At 44.7% G+C, this 12,514-nt stretch carries 15 protein-coding genes and 1 tRNA gene; 9 read left to right on the top strand and 7 right to left on the bottom strand.

The annotated features are described in order from the left end of the window. Positions 1-9 precede the first annotated feature (9 nt). From WD077_14005 to WD077_13990, 4 genes are all read right to left on the bottom strand, one after another. The gene (locus WD077_14005; GenBank protein MEX0968345.1) at positions 10-1,278 is read right to left on the bottom strand and encodes a geranylgeranyl reductase family protein; all 1,269 of its coding nucleotides are present in this window, start codon (positions 1,276-1,278) and stop codon (positions 10-12) included. Between the two features lie 9 nt (positions 1,279-1,287). Further along, a complete protein-coding gene (radC, locus tag WD077_14000) occupies positions 1,288-1,989 on the bottom strand; it encodes a DNA repair protein RadC (protein ID MEX0968344.1) in 702 nt (233 codons plus the stop codon). A gap of 81 nt (positions 1,990-2,070) precedes the next feature. Then, positions 2,071-2,325: a 30S ribosomal protein S20 gene (gene rpsT, locus WD077_13995; GenBank protein MEX0968343.1), complete on the bottom strand. Its 255-nt coding sequence runs from the start codon at positions 2,323-2,325 to the stop codon at positions 2,071-2,073. Between the two features lie 72 nt (positions 2,326-2,397). Continuing rightward, complete coding sequence (locus WD077_13990) at positions 2,398-2,904, bottom strand: TlpA disulfide reductase family protein (GenBank protein MEX0968342.1); 507 nt, start codon at positions 2,902-2,904, stop codon at positions 2,398-2,400. A gap of 214 nt (positions 2,905-3,118) precedes the next feature. Between WD077_13990 and WD077_13985 the strand changes: the two genes are divergently transcribed. After that, a complete protein-coding gene (locus WD077_13985) occupies positions 3,119-4,294 on the top strand; it encodes a hypothetical protein (protein ID MEX0968341.1) in 1,176 nt (391 codons plus the stop codon). A 1-nt stretch (position 4,295) separates the two neighbouring features. Next, the gene (locus WD077_13980; GenBank protein MEX0968340.1) at positions 4,296-5,348 is read left to right on the top strand and encodes a tetratricopeptide repeat protein; all 1,053 of its coding nucleotides are present in this window, start codon (positions 4,296-4,298) and stop codon (positions 5,346-5,348) included. A 55-nt stretch (positions 5,349-5,403) separates the two neighbouring features. On the opposite strand, the gene lptB is transcribed toward WD077_13980, so the two are convergent. Next, positions 5,404-6,159, bottom strand: a complete 756-nt coding sequence (gene lptB / locus WD077_13975; protein MEX0968339.1) for an LPS export ABC transporter ATP-binding protein — start codon at positions 6,157-6,159, stop codon at positions 5,404-5,406. Between the two features lie 1,112 nt (positions 6,160-7,271). Between lptB and WD077_13970 the strand changes: the two genes are divergently transcribed. Next, complete coding sequence (locus WD077_13970; protein ID MEX0968338.1) at positions 7,272-7,439, top strand: hypothetical protein; 168 nt, start codon at positions 7,272-7,274, stop codon at positions 7,437-7,439. On the opposite strand, the gene WD077_13965 is transcribed toward WD077_13970, so the two are convergent. Next, on the bottom strand, positions 7,440-8,252 hold the full coding sequence (locus tag WD077_13965) for a hypothetical protein (GenBank protein ID MEX0968337.1): 813 nt from the start codon (positions 8,250-8,252) through the stop codon (positions 7,440-7,442). A 147-nt stretch (positions 8,253-8,399) separates the two neighbouring features. Here WD077_13965 and WD077_13960 point away from each other — a divergent pair, with 147 nt between their 5' ends. Further along, entirely contained in the window at positions 8,400-8,627 is a 228-nt protein-coding gene (locus tag WD077_13960) for a 3-hydroxyacyl-CoA dehydrogenase NAD-binding domain-containing protein (GenBank protein MEX0968336.1), read from the top strand. On the opposite strand, the gene WD077_13955 is transcribed toward WD077_13960, so the two are convergent. Next, positions 8,595-9,065 carry a hypothetical protein gene (locus WD077_13955; GenBank protein ID MEX0968335.1) on the bottom strand — a complete coding sequence of 157 codons (471 nt, stop codon included), beginning with the start codon at positions 9,063-9,065 and terminating at the stop codon, positions 8,595-8,597. The two genes, WD077_13960 and WD077_13955, sit on opposite strands and share 33 nt — an antisense overlap. Positions 9,066-9,325: 260 nt before the next feature. Between WD077_13955 and WD077_13950 the strand changes: the two genes are divergently transcribed. The 5 genes from WD077_13950 (at position 9,326) to WD077_13930 (ending at position 12,004) form a co-directional block, all read left to right on the top strand. Continuing rightward, positions 9,326-10,249 carry a DUF58 domain-containing protein gene (locus WD077_13950; GenBank protein ID MEX0968334.1) on the top strand — a complete coding sequence of 308 codons (924 nt, stop codon included), beginning with the start codon at positions 9,326-9,328 and terminating at the stop codon, positions 10,247-10,249. A gap of 40 nt (positions 10,250-10,289) precedes the next feature. Further along, positions 10,290-11,099, top strand: a complete 810-nt coding sequence (gene ispE / locus WD077_13945; protein MEX0968333.1) for a 4-(cytidine 5'-diphospho)-2-C-methyl-D-erythritol kinase — start codon at positions 10,290-10,292, stop codon at positions 11,097-11,099. A 56-nt stretch (positions 11,100-11,155) separates the two neighbouring features. After that, positions 11,156-11,229, top strand: a tRNA-Arg gene (locus WD077_13940). Between the two features lie 86 nt (positions 11,230-11,315). Further along, on the top strand, positions 11,316-11,471 hold the full coding sequence (locus tag WD077_13935; protein ID MEX0968332.1) for a hypothetical protein: 156 nt from the start codon (positions 11,316-11,318) through the stop codon (positions 11,469-11,471). 137 nt (positions 11,472-11,608) lie between these two features. After that, positions 11,609-12,004 carry a hypothetical protein gene (locus WD077_13930; protein MEX0968331.1) on the top strand — a complete coding sequence of 132 codons (396 nt, stop codon included), beginning with the start codon at positions 11,609-11,611 and terminating at the stop codon, positions 12,002-12,004. Positions 12,005-12,514: the final 510 nt, after the last annotated feature.

Genomic DNA, 12,514 nt, shown 5'->3' with positions numbered 1-12,514 from the left:
AGGAGCAAATTAGTTGAATAAAAGCCGGAAATAGAAAAGCGGGTTTTTCATCTGCGCCCTTACTTCCACATCGTTGTACATCGTAGTAAAAACCTCCTGCAAAGATTCGCTGCCAGAAATTTTATTTACTACAAAATTAAAGAGAGGTGGAACAGCAGACAATTGTTGAAGCGTACGGCTCAACTTCAGTTCATCCCAAAGCTTGGTATAAACCATTGTATCATATCCGAAAAGATGTCTGGCAGAAAAATCATTTGCGGCAATCGCTTCGGCAGCAACCTTTGCCGCGAGCATTCCGCTTACGAAAGCATTGCCTATGCCCTCGCCTGTGAATGGATCAATCAGATAGCCGGAATCGCCTGTTAGCAAATAGTTGCTGCCTGACAACGAGCGCTTCTTCGATCCCAGCGGAAGGCCCCATCCCTGTATTTTGCCTTCCGGTCTGGCATTTTTGAATCTCTGCTTTAATACCGGATGTTCAGTCACCAAGCGCAACAGTTCCTTGCGAAGGTTTACTTTTTTCTGGCTCACCTTACTGCTCAGCATTCCCATCCCCACATTGCAACTACCGCCCGGCAGCGGAAAGATCCAGAAATAGCCGGGCAGCAGTTCATTGATAAAATGGAGTTCGAGATAATTCTGCGGATGCATTCCTTCCACACCTGAATAATACGCCCGGATGCCGGCACAATAATGTTTTTCTTCTACTGTGGTTCCGCCTACCTGCTTTGCAATCACTGATCGTGAACCTTCTGCCGCAATGGCTAAAGAAGTGTTAACCTGTTTTTGAATACCGTTGTGGCGCACGGTAAGCGTTATTCCTTCCGTTTTCTGTACCGCATCCAGCAGTTCAGCTTTTTGCCATATTTCCGCGAATTCAGTATCCAGGTGATCAAAGATCAGTTGATCAAAATGCAGGCGTCTGGAAATGTAGCCGGGGCTATCTGTGGCAGAAGATGGGAAGCCGATATCCACATTTTTCCCGTTTGGAGCATAAAAAGTGATACCAAAAGCCGGAAGCAGATTTTCCCGGCCCTCGAAATGCTCCTTCACAAATGCCGGGTCATACTTTGTAAGGGTATCCAGCACTTTGCCGCTGATGGCATCCCCGCATATTTTATCGCGCGGAAACTTTGCCTTATCAATGATGAGGTGTGGGATCTTTTGTTTGGAAAGGAAAAGTGAAGTGCTTACTCCTGATGGTCCGGCACCGGCAATCACTATTTGCTTCTCTATGGATGAAGAAGTAGAAATAAGATTAAATTTTAGCGGCTGCAAAGGTAGCTCTTACAACATGCCTTCATCCGCAAAACTTGTGTAGTCGTTATTGGTAAAAATGATGTGGTCAATCAGCCGGATATCGAGCACATCACCCGCCTGCTTCAGTTTATTGGTAAGAGAAATATCGGCCTGGCTTGGCTTTATGTTGCCGGAAGGATGATTATGGCAAAGAACGATAGAGCAGGCCAGCTCTTCCAGTGCCGGACGGAAAATGATTTTCGGATCTACCACAGTTCCTGAAACTCCGCCCGTGCTCACATGATGATGACGAATGACCTCATTGCTGCGCCTTAGCAACAGCACATAGAACTGCTCCATCTCCAGGTCGGCCAGCAATGGATACATATAGTCGTAGGCATCCTTGCTGGAAGTGATTTTAAGCCGTTTCCTCTTTTCAGAGGTTTTTCTCCTGCGCCCAAGTTCCATAGAAGCTGCAATGGTGATGGCCTTTGCCGGGCCAATGCCTTTTGGCTTACAAAGCTGTTTGATGGTGAGTTGTCCGAGCTTTTCCAGATCGTGTTCCACCTGCTTGAGAAGGTCCTTGGCTACTTCAACTGCGCTGCGGTCAGGGGTGCCGCTACCCAGTAGGATGGCAATTAATTCTGCATCGCTCAGGGCTTGCTTTCCCTTCAGCAGCAGCTTTTCGCGGGGACGATCCTCTTCGCTCCATGAAAGGATGCCCTTTGGCACTTTTGGTTCTTGTGGCATGGCCGCGAATTTACGAAGGTGCAGAAACTGAAAAGGATGCCCGTGAGCATCCTTTTATATCTTTCCGAAAAAGCCTGGCGATTAAGACAGGCTGTTCACAAGCCGCGATAGCTTGGACTTGTTGTTTGCCGCCTTGTTCCGGTGGATCATTTTTTTCTTTGCAAGCTTGTCCAGCATTGAAGAAACTTCCACAAGCTGCTTTTGAGCTTCTGCCTTGTCGTGTGTATTTCTCAGCTTCTTAATGGCATTTCGCAATGTCTTTTTATAGTAGCGGTTTCTTAGCCGTTTTACTGCGTTTTGCCGAATTCTTTTAATTGCTGAAGCGTGATGTGCCATGTAAAATTAATTTTTGGAGGTGCAAAAGTAGAGAGAAATAATTTCTTCTCATAACCTATTACCGATGCCGAATTATTTCAGAGCTTTTAGCTGATCCTCCAGTTCGTATTCATCGCCTTCTGTGTAGCCGGTATGTTTGTACACAATATTCCGGTTTTTGTCTACGAGGATGGTGTAGGGTATTGTGGCCCAGTTAAGTGCCCGTTTCGTATCGCTGTTTTCATCCAGCAATACATGAAATTCCCATCCCTTGCCATCAATGTAGGGACGGACCTTCATGCTGTTCCGGGAATCGTCTACAGAAATGGCGAGAAGGCGAACACCATACTTGTTCTCCCATTCGTCCAGCAGGCCGCTCACATTATCAAGCTCTTTTTTGCATGGCGTACACCAGGTAGCCCACAATGAAATGATCAGGGGTTTGCCATCATTAAGATATTCCTGAAGGTCTACTTCCTCTCCATCCAGGGTGGTCAATATTACAGAAGGTAAAGGTTTTCCTTCTTCCTTTTCAGCCTCCTGTCCCTGCAGATTCGAGAATAGCAAGACTGCAACAAGCGTAAACAGTAGATTTTTCATAAGTGAATTGATTTTGCCGCGAATGCTCAAAGATAACGCCAATTGAGATTTAAATTTTTGAGGAGAAGTGCCCGCTGGCGCAAACTGAAATGTCTGCCAACAACGTAATCTTTCAATAAAACCGCTAGCGGTAATTAGCTTTAGCCATGAAAACGGGAAATTGTCATAATGATAAATAAATAGGGATTTTTGCAACTTAAAGTAGAAGGAATAAATGAAATTCATTGAAGTAAATAATAAGGCCACAGCCCGGATGTTTTTAGAAATGCCAGTGGATATCTATAAAAATGATCCGAAGTGGATCAGGCCGCTGGACAAGGATATTGAGTTGGTATTTGATCAGGAACAAAACAAGTTTTTCCGGCATGGGGAGGCGGTACGCTGGGTGCTGCAAAATGATGAGGGAAAACCCGTAGGCCGGGTGGCAGCCTATATCAACCGTAAAAAGCTGGATAAGGATTTACCGGTGGGAGGCATGGGATTTTTTGAGTGCGTAAACGACCAGTCCACGGCCGATGCGCTTTTCAATAAGTGCGAAGAATGGCTGGAGGAACGCGGAATGAAAGGAATGGACGGCCCCATCAACTTCGGAGAGCGCGACCGTTGGTGGGGGCTGCTGGTGGAAGGATTTGAAGAGCCCACCTACTGCATGAATTATCATCGCCCGTATTATCGTGAGTTGTTCGAGAACTATGGATTCCAGCTTTACTTCCGGCAATATTGCTACAGCTATGAGGTGGGGCAGCCAGTTCCGCAACGATTCAAAGAGGCGGCTGAAAAAATCGCAGGGGATGATCGCTACAGCTTCCGCTACGCCAAAAAAAGTGAGTTGGAAAAATACGGTGAGGATTTTCTTGAAATTTATAATGATGCATGGGGTGGCCATTATGGATTTAAAAAAATGGACAGGCGCCAGGCAATGGCCATTCTCAATAGCATCAAGCCAATAATGGAAGAGGAACTGATGTGGTTTGGGTATTATGATGAGAAGCCTATTGCCTTTTTTCTGATGCTTCCGGAACTGAACCAGATATTTAAATATATGAACGGGAAATTTGGTTTATGGGAAAAACTAAAATTTCTGTATTACCGCTGGCGGGGGGTAAACCGCAAAATGTTCGGTATCTTGTTTGGTATTGTGCCCGCTCATCAGGGCAAAGGAGTGGAAGGTGCGATAATCAATGCCGCAGAAAAGGTAATTAAACCAATGAGAAAATACGATGAACTGGAAATGATCTGGATCGGTGACTTTAACCCAAAGATGATAGGCATGGTTGAAAAGCTTGATGCAAAGCGAAAAAAGATCTATCATACTTACCGAAAATATTTTGATCCTTCTATTCCTTTTAAAAGAGCGCCAATTTTAAATGGATCAAATCAGAAAAATTAAAATGAAAAATAAATTAATATTTAAAAGAAAATTATTACCGTTTTTAATAATTGGTTTTTTCGTTCTTCTGGTTTCATGCGATGGCGGCAATTCTGAGGAATATGTTGAAACCTCGGATTCCATTCCAATGACGGAAGATTCCTGGATGATGGAGATTAGCAAGCTTACAGACAAAATCAAGGAAGATTCCCTCTCTCCAGCACTATATTACGAGCGGGCGGGGCTGTACATGAAGCGGCAGAGGGACCAGATGGCGCTGCTGGACATGGAGCGAGCCGTTGAACTCGATTCGCTGAACCCCGAATACTACGAGCGCCTGGGCAGAATATCCTGGAACCTGAAATCAAGCCGGGGCGCAATAGATGCCTACGAGAAAAAAAAGCTGCTGGATACCAATGATGTCAGCACCTATCTGCGGCTGGGGGAGTTGTACCTTTACCTGCCGGACCGCGAGCAGTCCTTCAGAAATCTCAATGATGCATTACGACAGGATCGTTATAATGCCCGTGCATATTTTCTGAAAGGAATGAATTATAAAGAAATGGGTGATACGCAACGTGCGATCAGCAACTTTCAAACGGCCGTGGAAGTGAACCCGGAATTCTATGATGGCTATATTCAACTGGGCCTGCTTTTCCTGAACCGCAACACCTCACATGCAGTCAGCTATTTTTCGAATGCCGTGGAACTTCGCCCCGAAAGCGTAGAGGCCCTGCACAATCGTGGATGGGCGTATCAGCAAATGGATAGCCTCGAAAAAGCAATTACGGATTACCAGATGGTATTATCCCTTCAGCCGCGTAATCGCAATGCCAGTTATAATATTGGTTATCTGAATTACCTGCAGGGCGATTTTGAAAATTCGCTTGAACACTTCAGCAATGCGATCGCTGCGGACAGCACATATACCTGGGCCTGGTATTCCCGTGGCCGCACCCACATTGAAATGAACCAAAACGACCGCGCAGAGCAGGATTTCAGGATGGCCCTGGCCATTGACCCTTCCTTTGAAGTAGCCAAAATTGAATTGGAAAAAATGGCAGCTCAGAGATAAGTGGCCGGGAGTGAACGCAATCCACGCAATGAGAGCGGTAGCGGCAAGAAGGGGTTTATTTTAAATTCAAATCTGAATTAAAGGTTTTTCTTCTTAATTCGAAGTTTTGACCCAGGTACACTTTTCTGACTTGCTCGTCTGCGGCCAATTCTTCGGCTGTTCCGGATTTGAGGATGTTGCCTTCGAAGAGCAGATAGGCGCGGTCGGTGATGGAGAGCGTTTCCTGCACGTTGTGGTCGGTAATAAGGATGCCGATATTTTTGAAGCGCAATTGAGAAACAATGGATTGAATATCTTCCACCGCAATTGGGTCCACGCCTGCAAAAGGCTCATCAAGCAAAATAAATTTGGGGTCTACCGCGAGGGCGCGGGCAATTTCCGTCCGCCTGCGTTCACCACCAGAGAGCAGATCGCCACGGTTTTTCCTTACGCGTTCCAGCCCAAATTCAACAATGAGCTGCTCCAGCCGGTCTTTTTGTTCCGCCTTCTTGAGGTTTGTCATTTCCAGCACGGCCTTGATGTTTTCTTCTACCGTCAGCTTGCGAAAAACGGAAGCTTCCTGAGGCAGGTATCCAATTCCCATTTTAGCGCGCTTGTACATTGGCAGACCGGTAATACGCTTATCATCCAAATAAATGTCACCTCTCCCAGGCTTTATGAAGCCCACGATCATGTAGAAGGTGGTGGTTTTCCCGGCACCGTTGGGTCCAAGAAGGCCCACGATTTCACCCTGGTTCACTTCAATGCTCACATCATCAACCACCCGTCTTTGCCGGTATGTCTTCACCAGCGATTTTGCCTGCAGCAACATTTTTCAATACATTTATTGCGCTGCAAAGTTAAGGTATCAAATGGGGGAAGGTTTTCGGAAATCCGGAGGAAGGACAGATGCGACTTCTTCTTGGTTCTTTTGCAAATATTTCAAATACCACAATTCGAACTGACCGTGATGCAAATGACACGGGTGTGAATAGAATTATTAAAATAAATACAGATTCAAACCAAACGAAACATTGAATCCGCTAAAGTCTAAATCCAGATGTCTATTTGCTTGCGAAAATATTTCAACCGGGCCATTTTCATCTTCCAACTGAAAAATTTCTCCATAATAATACCCTAAATAAACACGCGTTAGCCTATTGGTGATGTAATTTTCAACTCCTGCATTAATAAATATTCCCGGTTATCCATGCACCAGATTCTTCTCTCCGCTTCGCTGCGATCTGAATGACGGAAGAGGTGGCTCGTTTGCTGTCGCCTGGCTCCTGCCGTGGATTTCCCCTCACCCACTCAAAAAGGGCATAACCCAAAACAGATACAAAAACCAACCAAGAAAAAGCAAGATAATCGAGATAATGCACATGAGGGCGATCAAGAGATGGATGGTAGATGAGGCCAAATTTTTCTCATAGTTGGTAAGGCCGCTTATATAGAGACCAGCAATTGTGAACAGGGGATTTATAGAGATCAATCCGATGAATATTTTAGGCAGTAGGAGTTTTCTCTCAAACCCAAAATCTTTCAGATTTCCAGTAAGGATTTCGCCCACCAAGAAGGTACAGAATATCAGCAACGCAAGCAACACTGGCAGTAGGGCAATCACAAGGGCTGTTCTTTGTTTTCTAACAGAGCTTAATTTGAATTTCATTGCGCACATTAGTGTCCATCATTATAGAACTTTGATAAAACTAATATAGTCGGTGAGGTTTTATCCATTAGAAGTACTCGGCTCCCCGCCAATACATTTGCCAAAGCCCCTTGGCAAACATCGTCATCTTGACGTTTGGGTTGGTGCCTCACTGGTTAGGCAAGAAAGGGCTACTTTCGCGAGAGAATCCGGGCAGAGCCCTACCATCGTATTTCGTCAATGGGCTGAGTCAGGGGATACATCATTAAGAAACGGTTAATTTCGATACTGATTAGATGAAAACGATCTACGTTGAGATTATGAAGACGACAATTAAGAAAGACTACGATTGCGTTAAGGAGGTGAGGAAAGTGAGAGAGCAAATTGCCAAGGATACCGAAGGAAAGACACCTCAGGAAATTCTGGAATACTTCCGTAAAAGAAAGGAAGAAAACAACAAGTAACTATTCAGTTATAATGAACTCCGCTCGATATTTACTGTAGGTAAGGAATTCATATTTATGTTCTCCCGAAGCATCTTCTTCAATTGCGGTATTGCCCCTTACAATATGTATTTGTGTTATACCATCAACCGGGAAATCCGCCAGATCTAATGAATTGACAGTGTGGCTGCCATCATCGGCTGTTTCGTAAATCAAATAGAAATTACTACCTGGCAAAGAAGGATCTTGTCGTTGAGAGGCAGATCCTAAATATTCAATAATTATGAATATATTGTTCGGATTGGCGGCATCCGAATTCCAATCTATATCGAAGTCTGATGATATATCCAACAAACTTCCCGTAGGCTGAGTCATGAATATGAGATCAGGACTATAAATACTTCCTGAAATATTTGGGATTCCAGCGGTGCTATTTCCGCTTATGTCAAAACTTATAGTATTCCCAAAATTAGATGCTAAAGAAGGATCATTACTGTGATACGCGCTATAATAGTAGGCATAGTTTTGAGTTGAATCAGTATTTATTTGTTTATTCCCAAGTGTTAACGTTCCACCATTCTTAGGGGTACTCCAATCGGCTGTATCTCCGTAAAGGTTTGCCCCCAAACCATAGACTGTAACATCTGAATCAGACCCAGTGAATGCTGAAACATACATGATTCCCTCTGTACGAGTTTGATTGTAGTCAAAAATACTTTCTAAGAAAAAGCTTCCGGACTTCAACAATTTATTTCTGTCAATATCGCTCTTATTGCACGAGATGAAACATAGTCCTATGAGCATTATCCACAAAGTTTGAAGTGAAAATTTCATGATTTTTTTAATTTCTGTTGCCTGAGTTCAAAGTTAGCATAAAATGGCCATTCACCTCGCTCGTACCTTCTCGAACTCCCCCAAACCTTTCCACCCCTCCCACCTTTATCAAGAAGAAAATTTATTTATCAGAAAACCAATCCATTCATGAACCGAATAATCAGAAAAGTAGCCGTACTTAGGTCAGGCGTGATGGGCAGCCGGATTGCAGCCCATTTTGCCAACATTGGTTGCCGGGTGTTCTTGTTGGATATTTTTACTATGGTTCAATACATAAAAAAAACGGCCCGCTACGCAGCAAGCCGTTCCTTCACACATTACAATTCAGAAAGCAAACCTAATCTATTTACTTCGGGCAGGTTGATCTTCTTTTGATTGATCCAGCTTTTTCAATTCTGCCAAAGATCTCTCAGTTTCAATCAGCGCCTTCGTGAGGCCTGCCACCACCGGCTCCCAGGATTTCAGGTCTTCCATAGTGGCATTTATCCAGGTGATTTGTGCCCTGAGATCTTCACGTGTTTTTTCCAGTTTTTGACGTGCCTCAAGAGTTTTGTCCGGCTTTTCCGTGTTTCCCATATTAAGGATCCCTTCTAGTTTTGCCACTGCTAAATCATATTCCCGCTCAAGGATAAACGCACCATCGGCTTCAAATTTCAAACTGAGTATTTCCTCCAGATCCTGGACAGCCAGGTCATATTCAGACTCAAGGATAGTAGCCTCACCGGCAGGTCCGTCACCGGGTCGTAATCCGGCAGCATGGGTAAATGAAAAAGTCAACAAAACGATTGCGAGTGCGATACTAAAAGATTTCATGATGTTTTAATTTTAATATTGAAGTTTCAAATTTTTAATCCATTTCCGTTGTTGGTTAGATTGACTGGAAGGGGCAGCAAAATGTTACACGCAAACCCGAAAATTTTTCTACCTCGGATGCAGTGCCTCTCCGGAAGGCTGGGATTCAACCTGTTCGATACATCGTATCATTCCTTTGGGATATGACCGGATAAGGAAGGACTTTTGCCATGCGAGCGGAGCGCTTCGTTATTTAGCTGAATATTCATATCCAAAAAGAAATGGCAGAATTAGATACCGATCATCTTGATCTTGCAGCAGTCCAGGAATTTGAGAATCTTGAACTCCTGGCAAAGCAGGTAGTGGAAGGATTTATCACCGGTTTGCATAAGAGTCCATACCACGGCTTTTCTGTAGAGTTTGCTGAGCACCGGCTGTATAATACCGGAGAAAGCACGCGCCATATTGACTGGAAACTGTATGGCCGTACCGAAAAACTGTTTGTAAAACGCTACGAGGAGGAAACCAATCTGCGCTGCCAGTTGCTGATTGACAACAGCAGTTCCATGTATTATCCAGAGGGCGGAATCAATAAATTGCAATTTTCCGTCTATGCAGCGGCTGCCCTCATACAGCTTTTAAAGAAGCAGCGTGATGCCACCGGAATGACCATCTTTTCCGATAGGATCGAAGAATCATTCGGGGCGAGGTCAAATCCGGTCCATCTCAAACTCCTCTATTCAGCGCTTGGAGGATTGCTGAAAGAGCATGCGCATAATAAAACTTCATCAACCACGGATGTGCTGCACCTTATCGCTGAAAGCATTCACAAGCGCTCACTGATCGTGATATTCAGTGATATGATGGATAATTCCTCCACAGAAGATCAGCTCTTCAATGCACTGCAACACTTGAAATACAATAAGCACGAGGTTATCCTTTTCCATGTAATGGACAAAAAAATGGAATTTGGATTTGAATTTGAAAACCGGCCATACAGGTTTGTAGACATTGAAACCGGCCAGGAGGTAAAGGTATTTCCCAGCGAGGTGAAGGAGAAATACCTTGACCAGGTAAACAAATACAGGCAAAAGCTGCAAATGAAATGTACCCAGTACCAGATAGAATATGTAGAAGCTGACATCAACAAGGGCTTCCGGCAGGTATTGCTCCCATTCCTGCTAAAACGAACCCGCTTATATTAATGCTTTTCTCCATTCCGATATTTAGCTCGTAAATCTTTTTATGCTCACTTTTCCCAACGCTAAGATCAATATTGGCTTGTTCATTACGGGCAAGCGGCCTGACGGCTTTCATAATATAGAAAGCATATTTTATCCGCTGCCATTGTGCGATGAACTTCAGATTCATGAGGCTTCTCAATTGTCGTTTCAAAGCTCCGGACTTGAAATCCCGGAAGGTGCAAGGGAAAACCTGTGTTTACAGGCCTTCCGGTTATTGCAGGCGGAACATTCCCTGCCGCCCGTGGAGATTCGCCTCAGAAAAAACATTCCCACCGGTGCCGGCCTGGGCGGAGGTTCGGCAGATGGCGCTTTTACGCTGAAAATGCTGAACGACCTTTTCCGGCTGAAACTGGATCAAAGCCGGCTCCTGGCTTATGCCGAAAGACTTGGAAGTGACTGCCCCTTCTTTATCCAGAACCGTCCGCAGTGCGTAACCGGCCGGGGAGAACTGCTGGAAGCGGTAGACATATCACTTCAGGGGCTGTACCTATTGGTGGTTAAGCCTCCGGTATTCGTTTCCAGCGGAGAGGCTTATGCAGGCGTTTCTCCCACGCCAGCACCGTATGATCTCCGCCAATTGCCAACGCTGCCAGTTGGGGAATGGCGCCATCATATATTCAATGATTTTGAGAAACACCTTTTTTCACAGCATCCGGAAATTGCACGGGCAAAAGACCAGCTATACGCAGCCGGTGCAACATACGCAGCCATGACAGGCAGCGGAAGCGCAGTTTACGGTATCTTCAGAGAACGACCAGACCCCGGACAGTTTAGCGCTCAGGAGCATAGCTGGCTCTGCCATATTTCCTGATTTGCTGCCGGAAATATATCCTGCAACTATGATTTTTTTTACCTTTGCACCCGCATGGACCCGTAGCTCAACTGGATAGAGCACCTGACTACGGATCAGGAGGTTTGGGGTTCGAATCCCTTCGGGTTCACAAACCAATTTTATAAAGCCTTGCAAAGACTGACTTTGCAAGGCTTTTTTGCGTTTGGGGGCTGAAGGGCTAAACTCGCACCAGCAATGAACTTCTGTTACGCTTGGCAGCGCCAATGCACTACAGCAAGCCCCTCAGCAAACATCGCCATCCTGAGCGATAACGAAGGATCCGGAAGGGTGCTGCACGCCCGGTTATCCGTGTACCAGATTCTTCTCTCCGCTTCGCTACGATCTGAATGACGTACGGCCGTGACGGTTCATAATGGAGTGCCTGATCTTATAAGTAAAGATTTGCTACTTTTGAAATTGAAACCCAGCCAAATGACTTGTTTGGTTGATGATTAGCGCTAACATATAATGTACTGATAAAATTTTCTATGCTAAGAATCATGTCCCTAATCTTCACTCTTCTTTTATTATTCTCATGTAATAATGGGAATAATGATGCTTCTACCAGTGCCAATATAGAAGCCCTTGATGAATTTCAGGAGAAATTTCTTCAAGAATATGCAGGGTCTTATTGGATAATGGTGAAGGGCGATTCAGAAAAAACTGAATTGTTTGATCTCAAACCTGATGGTTCAGCCAGCTGGACCTGGACACCCGACAATCAGGTGAAATCAGGTACTTGGAAAGCAGATTCCAATATTATCGCAACATCCATTCAGGGTAATTCTGGATTAATAGAAGAGGATTTTAAAAAAGTAGATGGTAGTTTCCAAAGCACTACTTCAAGTAAAAGATACCTGCGGTTAAAGGATGAAGCTGAATAGCCTGCCATCATATACATCTGGCTCAAGCTGATTAATTACCTATTGTAAAAGTAATATTATTCATCATTTGAAAGGCCATAACGTTTCCAGTCGCCCGGCTCCTGTCGGGTGACGGTTATGGTGGTAGGCCTCGGGCCGGGCTCGTGATTGACAATATATTGGCGGATGAGGAAGGAAGTGCTACTTTCGGGATTGAAACCGGGCCAACTCTTAATGGGGCGTTGGCTCGCCTTTGTGTCAAAACCCTAAGTGATAGCACTTATCCATGAGTTTATATCAAACATCGGTACTCAATAAATACCTCGCATCCCAAGATGCGGCACCCGTTGGTGCGAGTTTAGCGATAGCGTAACTCGTACCATTACAGTACTGTCAGTTTAACGCTTTTTCAGCACTTTGTAAATTCCAGCCCGGTTCCAACAAATATTCATTCACGTCATTGGTTGACATATCCCGTGTCTTAGCCCCCTAATAAGCTGGAGTAAAATCACATTTTAATTTAGGTCTGCT

It is taken from the genome of Bacteroidia bacterium, from assembly GCA_040880525.1.
Lineage (GTDB): Bacteria > Bacteroidota > Bacteroidia > CAILMK01 > JBBDIG01 > JBBDIG01.
Note: the sequence above shows the minus strand (reverse complement) of the source record. Positions and strands in the feature narration are given on the sequence as shown.